Origin of the sequence: Nonomuraea sp. NPDC049158, from assembly GCF_040648335.1 — a bacterium.
Taxonomy (GTDB): Bacteria; Actinomycetota; Actinomycetes; order Streptosporangiales; family Streptosporangiaceae; genus Nonomuraea.
In genome coordinates, this window is the sequence record NZ_JBEZDM010000035.1 from 19,850 (window position 1) to 36,061 (window position 16,212).

The 16,212-nt window shown below is 70.6% G+C and carries 13 protein-coding genes and 1 other RNA gene; 5 read left to right on the forward strand and 9 right to left on the reverse strand.

All coding sequences use genetic code 11. The features are described 5' to 3' along the window. Window positions 1-249 precede the first annotated feature (249 nt). Window positions 250-633, forward strand: a transfer-messenger RNA (tmRNA) gene (gene ssrA, locus AB0B61_RS45605). A 60-nt stretch (window positions 634-693) separates the two neighbouring features. On the opposite strand, the gene AB0B61_RS45610 is transcribed toward ssrA, so the two are convergent. Genes AB0B61_RS45610 through AB0B61_RS45620 form a run of 3 tightly spaced genes read right to left on the reverse strand, consistent with a single transcriptional unit; the run spans window position 694 to window position 1,909 of the window. Then, window positions 694-894: a hypothetical protein gene (locus AB0B61_RS45610; RefSeq protein ID WP_358446544.1), complete on the reverse strand. Its 201-nt coding sequence runs from the start codon at window positions 892-894 to the stop codon at window positions 694-696. A gap of 15 nt (window positions 895-909) precedes the next feature. Continuing rightward, a complete protein-coding gene (locus AB0B61_RS45615; protein WP_358446734.1) occupies window positions 910-1,629 on the reverse strand; it encodes a M55 family metallopeptidase in 720 nt (239 codons plus the stop codon). Window positions 1,630-1,657: 28 nt separating this feature from the next. Next, window positions 1,658-1,909, reverse strand: a complete 252-nt coding sequence (locus AB0B61_RS45620) for a hypothetical protein (protein ID WP_358446742.1) — start codon at window positions 1,907-1,909, stop codon at window positions 1,658-1,660. A 158-nt stretch (window positions 1,910-2,067) separates the two neighbouring features. Between AB0B61_RS45620 and AB0B61_RS45625 the strand changes: the two genes are divergently transcribed. Continuing rightward, window positions 2,068-3,828 (forward strand): MOSC and FAD-binding oxidoreductase domain-containing protein, encoded by a 1,761-nt coding sequence (locus AB0B61_RS45625; RefSeq protein ID WP_358446547.1) that lies wholly within the window; start codon window positions 2,068-2,070, stop codon window positions 3,826-3,828. Window positions 3,829-3,846: 18 nt separating this feature from the next. On the opposite strand, the gene AB0B61_RS45630 is transcribed toward AB0B61_RS45625, so the two are convergent. Continuing rightward, on the reverse strand, window positions 3,847-4,365 hold the full coding sequence (locus AB0B61_RS45630) for a DUF4142 domain-containing protein (RefSeq protein ID WP_358446549.1): 519 nt from the start codon (window positions 4,363-4,365) through the stop codon (window positions 3,847-3,849). A gap of 158 nt (window positions 4,366-4,523) precedes the next feature. On the opposite strand from AB0B61_RS45630, the gene AB0B61_RS45635 reads away from it, so the two are divergent. Further along, window positions 4,524-5,255 (forward strand): ABC transporter ATP-binding protein, encoded by a 732-nt coding sequence (locus tag AB0B61_RS45635; protein WP_358446737.1) that lies wholly within the window; start codon window positions 4,524-4,526, stop codon window positions 5,253-5,255. After that, window positions 5,249-7,636 carry an ABC transporter permease gene (locus AB0B61_RS45640; protein WP_358446552.1) on the forward strand — a complete coding sequence of 796 codons (2,388 nt, stop codon included), beginning with the start codon at window positions 5,249-5,251 and terminating at the stop codon, window positions 7,634-7,636. Before AB0B61_RS45635 ends, AB0B61_RS45640 begins: the two co-directional genes overlap by 7 nt. Here AB0B61_RS45640 and AB0B61_RS45645 read toward each other — a convergent pair. From AB0B61_RS45645 to AB0B61_RS45660, 4 genes are all read right to left on the reverse strand, one after another. Further along, window positions 7,622-10,318 (reverse strand): LuxR family transcriptional regulator, encoded by a 2,697-nt coding sequence (locus AB0B61_RS45645; RefSeq protein WP_358446555.1) that lies wholly within the window; start codon window positions 10,316-10,318, stop codon window positions 7,622-7,624. The genes AB0B61_RS45640 and AB0B61_RS45645 overlap by 15 nt on opposite strands. Window positions 10,319-10,382: 64 nt before the next feature. Beyond that, window positions 10,383-11,078: a DUF6069 family protein gene (locus AB0B61_RS45650; protein ID WP_358446557.1), complete on the reverse strand. Its 696-nt coding sequence runs from the start codon at window positions 11,076-11,078 to the stop codon at window positions 10,383-10,385. Window positions 11,079-11,275: 197 nt separating this feature from the next. Then, window positions 11,276-11,623, reverse strand: a complete 348-nt coding sequence (locus AB0B61_RS45655; protein WP_358446560.1) for a hypothetical protein — start codon at window positions 11,621-11,623, stop codon at window positions 11,276-11,278. Window positions 11,624-11,846: 223 nt separating this feature from the next. After that, entirely contained in the window at window positions 11,847-13,310 is a 1,464-nt protein-coding gene (locus tag AB0B61_RS45660; RefSeq protein ID WP_358446562.1) for an alpha/beta hydrolase, read from the reverse strand. A gap of 152 nt (window positions 13,311-13,462) precedes the next feature. Here AB0B61_RS45660 and AB0B61_RS45665 point away from each other — a divergent pair, with 152 nt between their 5' ends. Continuing rightward, complete coding sequence (locus AB0B61_RS45665; RefSeq protein WP_358446564.1) at window positions 13,463-15,523, forward strand: histidine kinase; 2,061 nt, start codon at window positions 13,463-13,465, stop codon at window positions 15,521-15,523. Here AB0B61_RS45665 and AB0B61_RS45670 read toward each other — a convergent pair. Beyond that, window positions 15,520-16,128: a response regulator transcription factor gene (locus tag AB0B61_RS45670; protein ID WP_358446566.1), complete on the reverse strand. Its 609-nt coding sequence runs from the start codon at window positions 16,126-16,128 to the stop codon at window positions 15,520-15,522. The two genes, AB0B61_RS45665 and AB0B61_RS45670, sit on opposite strands and share 4 nt — an antisense overlap. Window positions 16,129-16,212: the final 84 nt, after the last annotated feature.

Consider the following 16,212-nt stretch of genomic DNA (forward strand, 5'->3'; position numbering starts at 1 on the left):
CCGGCTGCGTCTTACTCAGTGACTGCCCCGCTCGGGGGGTTGCGGGTGCAGTCGCCGTGACGAGTTCAGGACTTCATCTCGGGGGAAGTCCTGCCGTCCGGACCGGCTCGACCCTGCCGGTCGGCCCCCGGAAACGCCTACGCGTTTCCGGGGGCTTCGTCGTGTGGGGAATCAAGTTGACGCCGCAGGTGTTGGGGGATGTAAGGTCTTGTTGCTCGGCTCTTCGGGGCCGTGTTGACAACTGCACATGGGGGTGACTGGCTTCGACTTCGACTTTGCAAGTCAGGTGAAGCGGGCCGAGGACTGCGGACATAACCTCGTTAACACTGTGACCGCAAACAACAAGTGCCAATTCTAAGAGCACTGTGGTCGGCCAGGGCAACCTGGCCCTCGCTGCCTAAGTAGCGTAGCCACTGTCAGCCCGGGAGTGCCTTCGGCCCGGGATCTGGCATCGCTAGAAGGCTCAACCGCTCAACCCGGCCACGGGGGAGAGCGGGAAATCAAACAGTGGCTGAGCCCGTCGGCGACACGCCTGCGTGATTGCCGGGGCTGAGAAAAGCACAGCAGGCTGCGCCCGGAGAAGCCCTGTCTTGGGGTTGAAGGACGCGGGTTCGATTCCCGCCACCTCCACCACATCAAACCGTCTCTTACCTGTGAAAACCTCGCAGGCAAGGGGCGGTTTTTTGTCTGTGGCTACAACGCGGTCAGGTCCCATACCTTCACGGCGTAGTCCATGCTGCCGGTGACCGCGATGGCCTTGTTGTCCACCGTGCCCACAGCGACCTCCCAGACCGTATCGGTGTGGCCGGTGAGGGGTTGGCCGAGCTGCCTGCCCGCCGCGCTTGATTTGCGCGCGGGCTTCGCCCACGCCGCGCCGTCCACCGGTAGGTGCATCGGTTCGGATCGGGATCAGATGGCGCCGAGCGTGGCGATGAGTTCAATGACCTGGTACGCGGTCGGGAAGTCCGGTGCCGCGTAGCGCAGCGTGCGGCCGTCTTCGAGTTCCATTCCGGGCACCAGCAGCGCGTACTCGGTCATCCGCGGCCGATGTACCTGTACTTCCAACCGCACGGGGCCGTCGAAGCGCAGCGGACGGACGGCCCCGCGGCCGGCCAATGCCTCAGGTATCGCCTGTTCGATCCGGTCGCATGCCTCGTCGGGATGCAGCAGCGCGGCGGCGCGGGCGCCCAGCGCGTGCTTGACCACCACTGAGTGGATGCCCGGGGCAACGTCGGCCGCCTCTGCCGCCACGGTGTCGTCGCCGCTCACCAGCACCGGCGGTACGCCGCTGTGCGCGGCGAGCGCGGTGTTCAAGCCGATCTCGCCAAGCGAGCGGCCATTACAGCGCACGTCGGCGATCACTCCGCCAGAGACGGTGTGAGCCATGACCGAGCGGGGCGTGCCCGCCTTGCCGTGATAGCCGATGAACAGCACCGCGTCGATACTGTCCGCCAGTCCGGCCATCATTCCGCCGGGTTTGGGCGCGCCACGCAGTAACTCGGCACGCCGGTCCAGCAGCTCGGGGAGAAGATTGCGGAAACGCGCGTGGGCCTCGGTGACCAGTACCTGGGCGCCTGCCTCGTAGGCGTGGACGCCGCGGACGGCCGCGCTGGCCTCCTCTGTGAGCAGCTTGCGGTTGCGCTCGTATTCGCTGTGGTTAGTACTGCACCCACAGGTAGTAAAGGCCGGGCGCGTTCCAGTTGGTCGGGATGACGGTCTCGCAGTAGTACAGGCGCCAGGTGTGGTTGGTCTGGCCGTTGTAGCCGATCCCGGCGCATTGGTCGGGCCAGCCGTAGGTGCCCTGCTTGACATAGCCGGGTATTTCGGCCTGTGCGGGCGAAGCGAGGCTGAATGCGGTGATGAGGGTGGCCGCAGCCAATGTGAGCGCGGCTAGGGGGCGCGACTTCATACAGGAAAGTTAACTAATAATTTAAGGGTAGGCAATGCACCGCCCTCCGTTTTCCGGCGAACAGCACCTGACCGTTTTGTTGCTATTCGTTCTGTATGTTCGGTAGTCCGGCTCCGTACCCCGTACGCGGACTCAGACGCTGACGCGAGGAGGGGCGCATGGCGCGGCTGGTATCGGTCAACGTCGGCCTTCCGCAGGACATCGCCTGGCAGGGCAAGACGGTGCACACCGGTGTGTGGAAGTACGCCGTCACCGGCCCGCGGATGGTGCGGCGGCTCAACGTCGAGGGGGACGGTCAGGGGGATCTGGCCGGGCACGGCGGTGAGTATCGCGCCGTCCTGGTCTACCAGCTCGACTCCTACCGCCACTGGCAGGAGTACCTGGGCCGCGACGACTTCGCCTACGGGCAGTTCGGGGAGAACTTCACCGTCGACGGACTGCCGGACGACGAGGTCCGCATCGGAGACCGGTTCGAGGTGGGCGAGGCGCTGTTCGAGGTCACCCAGCCGCGGGTCACCTGCTACCGGGTGGGGCTGCGGATGGGGGAGCCCCAGATGGCCGCGTTGCTGGTGTCCCACCGGCGGCCGGGTTTCTACCTGAAGGTCCTCGTCGAGGGCAAGGTGGAGGCGGGGCAGGAGCTCGTCAAGGTCGCCTCCGGCCCCGAGGAGATGACGGTCGCCGACATCGACGCGCTGCTGTACCTGCCGGGCCACTCCCGGCCGCAGCTCGCGCGGGCGCTGCGCATTCCCGCTCTCAGTCCTGGCTGGAGAACGTCGTTGCAGGCGCTGCTCGACCAGGACGCCTCCGGCGCGACCGGTGGCAACGCGGGGCTGGCCCCCGCCGTCTCTCCGCCGCCGGCCTGGACGGGGTTCCGGCCGCTCCGGGTGAAGCGGATCGAGGCGGAGAGCACCAGCGTGTTCTCCGTGACGCTGGCCGCGCCCGACGGCGGCCCGCATCCTGCCGCGCTGCCGGGGCAGTTCCTCACCGTTCGGGTGCCATCCGAGGGCGGCGGGCCGTCGCTGATCCGCAGTTACTCGCTGTCCGGCCCTCCGGGCGGCGGGGAGTATCGCCTCAGCATCAAGCAGGAGCCGCACGGGGTGGCCAGTGGATACCTGCGTGCCCATCTGCGTACCGGAGACGTTCTCGAGTGCGCGGCCCCGCGCGGTGCCTTCACGCTCGTGCCCGGTGACGGTCCCGTTGCCCTCATCTCTGCGGGTATCGGTGCCACCCCCGTCATGGCCATGCTGTACGCGCTCGCCGCCGAGCGATCCCCCCGTGAGGTGTGGTGGCTGTACGGCGCTCGCGACGGCACCGAGCACCCCTTCGCCGACGAGAGCCGCGATCTGCTCGACCGGCTGGCGAACGCGCACCGGCACGTCTGCTACAGCCGCCCGGCCCCCGGCGACCGGCAGGGCGTCGACTACCACTCCAAAGGCCGGCTCTCCCTCGACCTGCTCTGCGGCCTCGGCCTGCCCCGCGGCGCCGACACGTACGTGTGCGGCCCTCCCGCGCTCATGCGGGACCTGCCGGTCGCGCTCGCCGCCTCCGCGCTCGCTCCCTCCCATGTCCGTACGGAGATCTTCGGCGCCGGTCCGTCTCTGACGCCCGGTGTCACCGGCGCTGCCGTGACCCCCGTGCACCCACCCGCGGGTCCGCCGGGCGACGGGCCCGCGGTCTCCTTCGCGCGCAGCGGGCTGACGGTGAACTGGAGCACCGTGTACGCGAGCCTGCTGGAGCTCGCCGAAGCCTGTGACGTGCCCACCCGCTGGTCATGCCGTACCGGCGTCTGCCACAACTGTGAGAGCGGCCTGCTGGCCGGAAGCGTCGACTACTCGCCCCAGCCGCTCGACGCGCCCGCCGAAGGCGACGCGCTCATCTGCTGCTCCCGGCCACGTGAGGACGTCATCCTGGACCTTTGACGCGTCAGGCCTACAGCTTCAGGTGCCGTCTTTGGCGGCCAGCAGGAGGTCCAGGTGCGTCTGGACGATGGGCTTGGCATCGGTGGCGAGCTGCTTCACTTCCGGCGAGGATCCCTTCCGCAGTTCCTTGGCGCCGTTGGCGAGGCTCTGGCGGTGTCCGGCGATCTGCGCGGCCAGCCATGCCCGGTCGAATGCTTCGCCGTTCTTGCCGGCCACCTCCCCGAGCTGGCGGCGCTGGGCGGTGCTCGGCTTGGTGGGCAGGTCCACCCCTACCTGCTTGGCGACCCGGGTCACGTCGTCGTCCATCTTCGTGTGATCGCTGATCAGTTTGGCGCCCAGCTCCCGGACCGCTTGGCTGGCGCCCATGTCCTGGGCGGCCTGTCCGGCCTGGATCTCGGCCAGGTTGCCTTGGTGCGCATGCCGGAGGAAGGTCCGGTCCTGTTCGTTCGGCTCCAGGCGGGTGAGCGCGCCGGCGGCCGTAGGCGACATGACGGCTATCGCAAGGGCGAAAATGATGGGGATGATCGCTTTTGTCATTGAACATCCTTCTTTAGTTGGTTTGTCCGCTCCGACTTGGTGCCCTCCGCCGGCTCCAGACGAACTCATGGGTGATCAAAATGAACGCATGGCGGTCCTAGTCACTTGTCCGATACCGCGGGCGGGCCGGCGTCCCTAGCGTTCTGATCGTGAAACTCATGGAAGCCTTGGACTCCGCGGTTGAGCTGACGGCGGTCACGAAGCACTACGCGCACGGCGTCACCGCGCTCGACAACGTGAGCGTCGGGTTCGGCCGGGGCACCTTCACCGCCGTGATGGGGCCGTCCGGATCGGGCAAGTCCACGTTGTTGCAGTGTGCGGCCGGCCTGGACAAGCCCACGTCGGGGCGGATCATGGTGGACGGCAGGGACCTGACCCAGCTGACGGAGCGGAAGCTGACCTTGCTGCGTCGCGACCGCGTCGGATTCGTGTTCCAGTCGTTCAACCTGCTGCCCTCCCTGACCGCGGAGCAGAACGTGGCGCTGCCGCTGAAGCTGGCGGGCCGCAGGGTGGACCGTGAGCTGGTACGGCAGAGCCTGGACGCGGTCGGTCTGGCGGAGCGGGCCGGGCACCGTCCCGCCGAGCTGTCCGGCGGCCAGCAGCAGCGCGTGGCCATCGCCAGGGCGCTGGTCGCCAGGCCCGCCGTGCTCTTCGGCGACGAGCCGACCGGCGCGCTGGACACCAACACCAGCCGGGACGTGCTGAGGCTGCTGCGCTCGCTGGTGGACCGGCACGCGCAGACGATCGTGATGGTCACCCACGACCCGGCCGCGGCGGCGTACGCGGACCGGGTCCTGTTCCTCGCGGACGGCCGGATCTGCGGTCAGCTGCTCGACCCCACGGCCGAGGCCGTCTCGGGCCGCATGTTGATGCTGGAGGAGTCGTGCTGAACATCGCGTGGCACACCCTGCGCACGCGCCTGGTCTCCTTCGTCGGCACTTTCCTCGCGCTCGCGCTCGGCGCCGCCCTGATCGCCGCGATGGGTCAGGTGCTGGCCACCACTGTGGACTCTCCCGACCGCGCCCCGCAGCGTTACGCCGCCACGCCGTACGTGGTCGTGCCCGACGAGCGGCTGCGCGTGGAGACCTGGCAGGGAGAGCAGAGCCGGCCGCTGGCGGAGAGACACGGCCTGACGGCCGAGCTGGCGGCCCGCTTTCCCGGCGCGGTCCTCGACCGGATCTTCCCCGCGCAGGTCGCGAGCGGACAGGGCAAGTTGGGCGGGGACGCGGTGGGCCGGCCCTGGTCGGCGTCCCGTACGGCGCCGCAGCGGCTGGTCGAAGGCCGGGCGCCGCGAACGGCGCGGGAAATCGTGGTGAGCACGGGAGCCCGGGTAGGCGACAAAGTCAGCGTGATCACGCGGTCGGGGACGAAGCCGTACACCGTGGTGGGTGTGACGGACGGCCCGCCCACCGTGTTCTTCACCGACGATCAGGCCGCCAGGCTGTCTCCGCGCATCGACGCGCTCGCCCTGTGGACGAGGCCGAGCGGCGTACCCGTGCTCACCGGGCAGGAGCGGGCGCTGATGGACCCCAACCGCGAGGGCGACGAGCGGGCCCGCGACAACGCCAACACGATCGTCGGCATCGCCGCGGGATTCGCCGTGTTCATCGCCGTCTTCGTGGTGTCGTCGACGTTCGCGTTCGCGGTGGCGCAGCGGCGGCGCGAGTTCGCGCTGTTGCGGACCGTCGGCGCGACCCGCCGTCAGGTGCGGCGCATGGTGTACGGAGAGGCCGGATTCGTCGCCGTGGCCGCCTCCGCGCTGGGGGCGCTGGCCGGGCCGTACGCCGCGGGGCCGATTCTGGATTGGCTGGTCGGCCTCGGGATGGCGCCCGCCTGGCTGGTGCCGAGCAGGCAGACCTGGCCGGCGGTCACGGCCTTCGTCGTGAGCGTGGTGGTCGCGCTGGCCGGCGTGAGCGTCGCGGCCAGGCGGGCCGGTCGGGTGCACCCGGCGGAGGCCATGCGCGAGGCCGCGATCGAGCCTCGGGTGATGACCTGGGGGCGCCTGCTCGTCGGAGCGGGGCTGTTCACCGCCGCGCTGATCAGCATGGTGGTGAACGCCGTGAGCGATCCGCAGGGCGCCACCAACAACAAGTCGTTCATGCCGATCTTGATGCTGCTCGTGGCGGGCGTCGGCCTGCTCGCCCCGGTCGTCGTGCGACCGGTCGCCAGGCTGCTCGCCGTACCGCTGAGCCGCCTTCGCGGCGTGGGCGCCACCTTGGTGCCCGCCGCCGCGGCCACCTCCGTCAGGCGGACCGCGGCGACGGCGGCACCGGTCCTGGTGGCGGTGGGACTGGCCGCCGCGCTGCTCGGCGCGGCCGCGATGACCGAGGCGGCCAAGACCGCGACGCAGGCGGCGCCCGTACGGGCCGACTATCTGGTGCTCCCCGAAGGATCCGTAGGACTGGATCGGCAACTCGTCGAGCGCCTGCGGGCCATCCGCGATGTGGAGATCGCGACCACGGCCCCGACCAGCATGTACACCCTTGAGGGCAAGACCGCGCTGATCCAGCGGCCTACCGAGGCCGTGGACCCGGCCCGGCTCGGGAGCGTGCTCGACATCCCGGTGACCAAGGGCTCCCTGGCTCAGCTGAACGACCGGACCATCGCGGTCTCGGAGACGTGGGAACTCGAACTCGGCGAGAGCGCGAAGCTGTGGCGGGCCGACGGCAGCGAGATCTCGCTCAAGGTGGTCGCGCTGCTCGCCCCGAACGCGCCGTCCGACTCCTACGTCACCACGGCACACGCCTTCTCCGCGCCGGTGACCACGGCCTATGTGAAGCTGCGGCCAGGAGCCTCGGCACGGGAGGTGGAGTCCGCGCTGCGGCGGTCCACGCAGGGGCACAACGCGCGGGCGCTCACCAAGGACGCCTGGGTGAGCGAGACGGGCGACCGGCGCGGCTCGGCCAGCCGCCTCGGGCTTCTGGTGGTGCTCGGCATCATCCTCGCCTACACCGCGATCTCACTGGTCAACATCCTGCTGATGGCGGCTTCCGACCGGACGGCGGAGCGGGCGTCGCTGCGACTGCTCGGCGCGACCCGCGCTCAGGTGGTGAGGTACGTCGCCGGCGAGGCGCTCCTGGTCGTGGCCATCGGCGTGGTGCTGGCCGCCGCCGTCGCGGCGATCAGCCTGGGCGGACTCTGGAGCTCGCTGGTGCAGATCGCCGGGCCGATCGCGATCAGTGTGCCCTGGCCGGCGGTCGGCGCGGTGATCGCGGGGTGCGTGGCGCTCGCGGTCGCCGCCGCCGTGGCGCCCGCGCTACGTCGCGCCTAGGTCCAGCCTGGCCAGCTCCACCCGGGAGGAGACGCCGAGCTTGGGGAAGGCCCGGTAAAGGTGGTAGCTGACGGTCTTGGGGCTGACGAAGAGCCTGGCGCCGATCTCCCGGTTCGTCAGGCCCGTCATGGCCAGGCGGACGATCTGCAGCTCCTGCGGCGACAGGTCGGCCAGCTTGTCGAAGGCGGCGGGAGCGGCGATGATCTCCCCGGCGGCACGGAGTTCGGCCGCGGCCCGCTCGGCCCACGGGGCGGCGCCGAGCCGCTGGAACGTCTCCAGCGCGGCACGCAGTTTGGTCCGCGCGTCGCGCTTGCGCCGCTCGCGGCGGAGCCATTCGCCGTACACCAGTTCGGTCCTGGCCTGTTCCAAGGGCCGGCTGTGTGGCTTCAGCGCGGCGGAGAAAAGCTCGTCGCCCGGCTCGACGAGCGCGCGGCAGCGGGCCAGCACCGCGTCGGCCCAGTCGAGCCGGGCGGCGCCGGCCCATTCCGCCAGCCGTTCGAGCGGCTCCTTCGCCCGGTCCGGCAGTCCCGCGCGTACGGCCGCCTCGACCTGGTCGGCGGCGAAGTAGACGGCCTGGATCTGGTGGCGTACCGGTCCGGCGAGGGCGGACTCCAGCCGGTCCAGCGCCTGCGTGTGGCGGCCACGGCTCAGATCGAGCATCGCCTGGGCCCACTCCGACCAGGCCACGCCGTTGGCGATGCCGGTCGCGGCGAAATGCTCGGCACAGCGCGCGGCCAGCTCCGCGCACCTGGCGTCGTCGCCCTCGACGGCGGCGATCCAGGCCAGCATGCCCTCCAGGTAGCCGGTCCGGTGCGGCTGGCCGAAGTCCCTGGCGATCCGCAGACCCTCCGCGGCATCGGCCTTGGCGTCGGTGAACCGGCCGAGATAGACCGCGGACGCGGCCAGCGTCACGTGCGCGATCGGCAGCCAGCCGGTCATGCCGAGCGCAGCGCACTCCTCGACCAGCGCCGCCGAGATCTCCCGCTGCGCCTCGAACTCGCCCACCAGCCCAGCCACGAACGCGCCGTTGACCCGCAGACCGTAGGAGCCGCGTTCGATACCGCGCGCGTCGAGCACCAGCGGGCGCATGCCGGGCAGCGCTCTGGCCGGGCCGTGGCCGAGCGACTCGGCGGCCGCCTCGACCGCGTCCACGGCGGTGTCCAGGCCGTCCTCCTCGCGCAGCGGCAGGCGGCGGAGCCGTACGGCGGCCTCCTCGACCCGCCGCGGGTCGCTGAGCTGCCAGGCGTTGCGCCCCGCGTCGACGAGCATGAGACCGGCGGCGACCGGGTCCAGCTCGGCGACCCGGCTCGCGCCGGCGAGCAGAATGTCGTGGGCGGTGTGGACGGAGCCGCGTTCGAAGGCGACCCTGGCGCGGAGCCCGGCGAGCCTGGCGATGGAGCGCGGGTCTTCGACGAGGCGGGCGGCCCGTTCCGCCAGTGCCTGGGCTCGGTCGGGCAACCCCGCGTCCGCGGCGGCCACGGCCGCCTCCGTCAGCCGTCTGGCCAGCGATCCCGGGTCGGTGGTGAGTTCGGCGGCGCGTTCGAGCGCGGCCGCCGCCGCCGCGTGGCCGTGCCGTGTCCTGGCCCGTTCCGCGGCGCGTTCCAGCGCGTCGGCCACCTGCTCGTCGGGCCCCAGGGCGACCGCGGCCAGGTGCCAGGCCCGCCTGTCGTCCTGCTCGTCCAGTACGTCGGCCAGCGCGCGGTGCGCGACCAGCCGCTGGTCGAAGGGGGCCGAATGGACGGCGGCGGCCCGCATGAGCGGATGCGCGAACGTGACGCCGCCACCGTCGGCGAAGGTGCGGCCGCCGCCGGTCGTGAGGAAGCCGGCCTGCTCGGCCGTACCGAGTGACCCGGCGCCGATCCCGAGCCGTTCGGCCGCCCGGAGTACGGTGCCCAGGTCGCCGGTGTCCTCGACGGCGGCCAGCAGGATCATCAGCTGGGCTCCGGCCGGCAGTCGCGCGATACGGATCGCGTACGCCTCCTGGATCCGGCGCGGCAGCGGCATCGGAGTGAACGGGTCGGCGGTGCGCGGCAGCTCGATCAACGCGAGCGGGTTGCCGCAGCTCTCGGTCAGGACCCGGCTTCTGAGGCCCTCCGCCAGGTGCGGGTCGCGTTCTGTCAGCAGCTCGGCCGCCGACTCCGCGTCGAGCGGGCCGAGCCGGCGCTCCGGCAGGCCCTGCGCGTTGAACCCGTCACGCGCGGCGAAGAGCAGGACGACCCCCTCGGCGTCGAGCCGCCTGGCCGCGAAGACCAGCGCGTCAGCGGAGGCCCGGTCCAGCCAGTGCGCGTCGTCCACCAGGCAGAGCAGCGGGCCGTCCTCGGCGATCTCCGACAACAGGGACAGTGTCGCGAGTCCGATGAGGAAACGGTCCTCGCCTGTGGCCGCACCGAGGCCGAGCGCGCCTTTCAGCGCGAGCGCCTGTCGCTCGGGCAGCGCCTCCGCGCGAGCCAGCTCCGGCCGCAGCAACTGGTGCAGCGCCGCGAACGGGAGCTCGGCCTCGGTCTCCACCCCGACACTGCGGAGCACCCGCAGATCGGTGGCCCGTTCGGCGGAGCTTCCCAGCAGGGCGCTCTTGCCGATGCCCGGATCACCGTAGATCACGAGAGCGCCGCTGCGCCCCGCTCGCGCGCTCTCCAGCAGGCCGTCGATGACCGCCTGGTCCTCGCGTCTGCCCTTAAGCATGCCCGGTCAGCTCCGAGAGGTGATACCAAATCACCGGAAAAGAGTACGGGCTGACAAAAGCCGATCAGTTGTACGGGTCGCGGCTTCGGCGCTCGTATTCGCGCTGTTCGTACGCGCGAGGGCGCTCGTAACTGCGCTGCCCGTGTCCCCTGGGCTCGTGGTCTCGGGGCTCAGGTCCCCGCTGGTCGTATCCCCGCTGGTCGTATCCCCGCTGGTCGTATCCGCGCGGCTCGTATCCTTGCGGCTCATACCCACGGGGCTGCTCGTACGGGTACGGGTCGGGGTCCGATACGTGCTCGAACTCTATGGCCGTGCGCCCGATCGAGGCCAGGAGCGAGAAGATGGCGATGCCGACGACGAGGTTGATGGCGGCCGTGGCGATCTGCCTGATGAGGTCGACGGAGTACATGAACGGCAGGATCGTGATGATCACGGTGAAGAGCCCGGCGATCCAGCCGAAGAACTTGGTCGGCTCCGGCGTCGACAGCATGAGGACATAGAGCAGGAGCGTCGCGACGAGCGCCGCCGTGGCGGCCGAGATCGCGTATCCCGTGATCGCCGTGCTGCCGTAAGCGGAGTTCCCGTACGGAGTGAGCGCACGGATGCCCAGAAGCCGGTTGCTGATCATGGCTCCGACGACCACGATCAGTGCGGCCACCACGGCGGCGGCCACGCCGCCTCCCCACACTCGCGCCGGATTGACTCTCGGCCGGGCCGACCCCGGGTGGCGATCATGGCGGTCATGGGAGGGATATGACATGCGAATCACCTTTGTCGCGAATGCTGATCAAGCACTTACGGAACCATACACGCGCTGTCAAGAGCGGATGACGCGCCGTGCGCGGTGTGTCCCGTGGATCGCCTCGCCACGTTCTGGGTTTATCGGCCGCCCCTTCTTCGATAACGTCGTCGGCGCGCCACCGCCCTTAAAAGGGGCGACAGCGCGCATTGGGCTGCCTAGCAGCTCTTGGGCAACGTCACCTTGTTGGGCATGCTGTAACCGATCTTCTTCTTGCCCTTGGTCTTGGGGTTGACCGTGATGCACTTGTCGAAGATCTTGCCGTTCTCCTGGACGAACTGGAGATTGATGGCGCGCTTCTGGTTGCAGTGGTTGTTGAAGTAGACCGTGGTGGAGACGTTGCCGTCACCCCAGGAGATATTGATCTTCGATCCACTGGGCGACGCGCATTTGGCGGACTTCTTGTGCGTGGCCGCGACGTCCGCGGTGGCGACGGCCGGGGCGCTCAGCAGCGCGGTCGCGACGGCGGTGGCCATGAGGGCGGGTGCGAGCTTCTTGATGTTCAAGCCAGATCGCTTTCGTGTCTGACGTGGCCGGAGTGAAGCACGCCGACCAGCGTGACGAGAGGTGTTGACCTTTGTCACGCTAGCTCGTCATTCATTAAGGTGCGCCCCATTTAGGCGTTCCTGGCGGGTTTTCGGTCACTCGGTTACCTCTGCGACCTGCGCATATCAGCTAATGATTTTTTTCTCCGGCGATGGCCTAGGTAACCGTACGGAGCGAGGCCGGTCAGCAGGCCTTGTCGCGGTTCGGCAGCCGGCCGGTGGTGAGGAAGCCGGTGACGGTCTGGTCGCCGCAGGCGTTGCCGTTGGCGAGGTAGGCGCCGTGGCCGCCGGAGTCGACGCTGACCATGCGGGCCCGCTGTCCGAACGCCTGCCGCATCTTCAGCGCGCCGCTGTACGGCGTGGCCGGGTCACGCAGGTTCTGGATGAGCAGCACGTTGGCCGGGCCACGTGAGCCGACCCGTACGGGTGACTCCGCGGGCTTGACCGGCCAGTACGCGCACGGCCCCATGTTGACCGGCATGCCCGCCGTGAGCGGGTGGGCGATCCGGTCACGCGCCACCTGCCGCTGGAACGTGGCGACCGAGTCCGTCCACTCGACGTCGTTGCACATGGTGGCGCCGGCGTGGGCGGCGGTGTTCTGCAGGACGGCCGCCGGCGGCGTGTTCGCCGGGGGCAGTTCGCCGGTGGTCAGGGCGGCCCGCATGAGTCCGGCCAGCATCGGGAAGTTCGCGTCCGAGTAGAGGGCGTTGAGCATGGTCTCCCGGAGGAGGTTGCCGTTGAGCTCCTCGGGGTTGGCGCCCGGCCACGGCAAGGGCTCGCGGTCCAGCTCGGCCGCGAGCTCCAGGAACGTGCGCCGGACCGCCGCCGCGTCCGTACCGAGGCCGTAGTCGGCGTCACGGGCCGCGGCCCAGGCGGCGAAGTCGGGGAAGCGGTCCTCCACACCGATGGAGTAGTTGGCCAGCCACTGCCGCGCCACCCGGCTCGGATCGGGATCGTCGTTGCTGTCCAGGACGACCCGGTCGGTGCGCTCGGGGAACATGGTGGCGTAGACGGCCCCCGCGTAGGTGCCATAGGAGACACCCCAGTAGGAGATCTTCTTCTCGCCCAGCGCCCGGCGGATGGCGTCGATGTCCCTGGCCTCGTTACGGGTGCTGATGTGCCGGATGAGCGGCCCGCCGTTGCGGGCGCAGGCCTCGGCGATCCTGCGCGACCAGGCGGCGTTCTCCGCGATGCCGCCGTCGGCGTCGGGGTACGGCTTGAGCTTGGTGAACGAGAGATCACCGGTCGCCATCCCGCAGGAGACAGGGGAGCTCTGGCCCACGCCGCGCGGGTCGAACCCGATGACGTCGAAGCGGTCGAGCACGTCCTGCGGCAGCCGCTTGACCTGGACGCTGGGCCGGTTCAGGCCCGGGCTGCCCGGCCCGCCAGGGATGATCAGCAGCACGCCACGACGCGACGCGGGCTTGGCGGTCCTGATCCGCGACACCGCCAGCGAGATCGTCGGCCCGCCGGGCGCCTGATAGTCCAGGGGAACCTTCAGCGTGGCGCATTCCTGTCGCGCGTCGACACCGGGCCCGGTGGGGCAGGCACTCCACGAGACGGTCGCCGCCTGCGCGGGGGTCGCGAGGGCGGTGGCAAGGATGGCGGTGGCCGCTCCGGCGGCGGACAGTCTGGCAAGGTTTCGCATCAGGGGTCCTCTTCAGTGATCGTTCGGCTTGCGTCAACGACTCTGCCGAGCCGCCGAACTTCGAACCAGAGACCGCGTCACCGACGACCCATGACCTCCTCACGAAACGGACAACCCGTAGGCTTGCCCCCGATCTGACACGGGGGAGTGAGTTGTCGCAGGTTCCGGAGCCGCGCCTGGCGCGGGGGATCGTGATCGTGGTGCTCGCCGGGTTCGCGTCCGTCTATGTGCTGGCGGGGTCCCCACTCGCGATCGTGGCGTTCGGGCTGCAGCTGGTCTACGTACTGCGCTCCCTGCGGCGGTTCAGGGGGCCGTGGCTGCTGGTCGTACAGGCGGCGGTCGGTTACGCGGCCACGCTCGGCTTCGGCACCTCCGTCGGGATCCTCGGCTTCCTGGGCGGATCGCTGCTGCTGACCCCGGCATGGCCGTTGGCCCCTCTGGTGGCGGTCAGCGCCGCCGTCGTCGGTCCGGCGGATCCCGCGATCAGCATGGTGCTGGTCGCCCTGGTGATCTACGGCCTCACCCGGCTCACCGATCGGGTGGACGAGATGTACGCCGCCCGGCTCGCGCTGGCGTTGGCGGCGGCGGCCGAGGAGCGGTTGCGTATCGCCACCGGGCTGAGCGACGGCCTCGGCAGAGGGCTCGCGGCGATCGCCGCAGGCGTACGGTCCGCCCTGGACCGCCCGGAACGCGCCGCGGAGACGCTTGGCGAGGTCGTCGCCACCGCCCGCCGCTCCCTGGCCGACGCCAGGAACGCCGCCGCGGGCTACCGCGCCACGTCACTCGCGCCCGAGATGACGACCGCCCGCGCGATGCTGACGGCCGCGGCGATCGAGACCGAGACGCGGGTCGGGCACTCCGAGCCGCTCGGCCCCGCGGGCGCGCTGCTCGCGGCGGTGCTGCGCGAGGTGGTGACCGAGGCCGTACGCCAGAACACGGCCACGACCTGCGTGATCGAGACCACCACCACCGACGGGACGGTACGCCTGCGCGTCACCCACGACGGCGCCCGCACCGCCGAGGACGAGAGCCTGGCCGACCTGACCCGGCAGCTGGGTGCGGCGGGCGGCAGCCTGACCACGGGCCTGTCCGCCGAGGGCCGGCTGACCGTGGACGCCGTGCTGCCCGAGGGGCCGGCACAGGCGGAGGCGGCCGAGGACCCGGGCGCCTACCGGCTGTCGGTCGCGCTGCTCGCCGCGGTGGTGGTCGGGTTCTCGATCAAGGCGCTGCTGTTCGTCCCCGCGAGCCTGATGGTGCCCGCCGCGGCCTGTCTCGCGGTGATCGTCGTCATGCAGCTCCGTTCGATCAACGGGCGGCACATGCTCGCGCTCGCGTTGCTGGCGCTGCTGGTCTACCTGCCGATTCCGGTGTTCGGGCGGGCCTGGCTGGGCGCGGCCGGGTTCCTCGCCGGTCCGATCCTGCTCGCGTTCCCGTGGAGCGTGGCCTGGCCGCTGGTCGGGTGCGTGATGGCGAGCGTCGCGGTGAGCGCGGTGCTGCTCGGCCTGCCGGTCCCGCTGACGGTCAACTTCACCGCGAGCACGCTCGTGACCGGCTTGGTCGTGTACGGGCTGCTCAAGCTCGCTCAGCTGGTACGGGAGCTGCAGGAGGCCAGGCAGGCGCTGGCCCGCGCCGCCGTGGTCGAGGAGCGCCTGCGCGCCGCGCGCGACCTGCACGACCTGCTCGGCCACAGCCTGGCCGCGATCCTGCTCAAGTGCGAACTCGCCAGGCGCCTGGACCCCGCGCGGGCCCGGACCGAGTTGGCGGACGTACTGGCGATGGCCGAGAAGGCGGAGGGAGATCTGCGGGTCATCTCCGGTGAGCGGCCGGCGCTGTCGCTGGCCGCCGAGGCCGAGTCGGCACGGTCGGTGCTGGCCGCCGCGGGCATCCAGGTGGAGCTCGGCCTCGCGCACGCGCAGCTGTCCGCCGAAGTGGAGAACGTCCTGGGCACCGTGCTCCGGGAAGCGGTGACCAACGTGCTCAGGCACAGCTCGGCCCGGCATTGTGCGATCACGACGGTGGTGGAGGAAGGCGTGGTACGGCTCCGCGTACGCAATGACGGCGTGCGCTCGTCGGAGGGGCGGCCCGGTTCGGCCGGGATCGGCAACCTGACCACCCGCCTGGCGGCCCTGGACGGGCGGCTCGGCACGGCTCGCGAGGACGGCTGGTTCGAGCTGACGGCCCAGGCGCCGACCTCCATGCACCTGGTCGGTTAGATCCAGCCCGCCTCGGTGGCGATGCGGACGGCGTCCGTACGGTTTCGGGCATTGAGCTTGGCGACGATGGCGGTCAGGTAGTTGCGTACCGTGCCCGCGCCGAGAAAGAGCTTGGCCGCTATCTCGGCCGCGTCGGCGCCGCCCGCCGCCAGCCGCAGCACGTCGGCCTCTCGCGACGTCAGCGGGTTGTCGGCCAGGTCCCAGGCGGTGACCGCCAGCGAGGGGTCGAGCACCCGCTTGCCCGCCGCGACGTCGCGGATCGCCGCGACCAGGTCCTCGGGCGGCGCGGTCTTCAACAGGAACCCGTCCACCTGCGCCCCGAGCGCCCGCCGCAGGTGCCCCGGCTTGCCGTGCCCGGTCAGCATGAGCGTGCGGCACGACGGCAGCTTCGCGCGTATTTCGGCCGCGGCGGCCAGGCCGTCGAGCGTGCCGGGCATGTCGATGTCGAGCACCGCGACATCCGGCCGGTGGACCAGGGCCGACGGTACGGCGGCGTCGCCCGACTCGACCGCCGCCACGATCTCCAGGTCCGGTTCGAGGCTGAGCAGCGCGACCAGGGCGCCCCTGATGACGTGCTGGTCCTCGGCCAGCAGCACGTGAATCACAGGGATATGTCTACCAGTGTCCGGATCATGATGAGGTCATGGTGCAGGCGTGACCGTGTCTCTGGTCCGCTCCGTGCCTGGTCA

Excerpts from the sequence above, each read along its gene's own strand:
- AB0B61_RS45610 (WP_358446544.1), bottom strand. The coding sequence starts at position 894 with ATGCACCTACCGGTGGACGGCGCGGCGTGGGCGAAGCCCGCGCGCAAA.
- AB0B61_RS45620 (WP_358446742.1), bottom strand. The coding sequence starts at position 1,909 with ATGAAGTCGCGCCCCCTAGCCGCGCTCACATTGGCTGCGGCCACCCTC.
- AB0B61_RS45625 (WP_358446547.1), top strand. The coding sequence starts at position 2,068 with ATGGCGCGGCTGGTATCGGTCAACGTCGGCCTTCCGCAGGACATCGCC.
- AB0B61_RS45630 (WP_358446549.1), bottom strand. The coding sequence starts at position 4,365 with ATGACAAAAGCGATCATCCCCATCATTTTCGCCCTTGCGATAGCCGTC.
- AB0B61_RS45635 (WP_358446737.1), top strand. The coding sequence starts at position 4,524 with ATGGAAGCCTTGGACTCCGCGGTTGAGCTGACGGCGGTCACGAAGCAC.
- AB0B61_RS45645 (WP_358446555.1), bottom strand. The coding sequence starts at position 10,318 with ATGCTTAAGGGCAGACGCGAGGACCAGGCGGTCATCGACGGCCTGCTG.
- AB0B61_RS45650 (WP_358446557.1), bottom strand. The coding sequence starts at position 11,078 with ATGTCATATCCCTCCCATGACCGCCATGATCGCCACCCGGGGTCGGCC.
- AB0B61_RS45660 (WP_358446562.1), bottom strand. The coding sequence starts at position 13,310 with ATGCGAAACCTTGCCAGACTGTCCGCCGCCGGAGCGGCCACCGCCATC.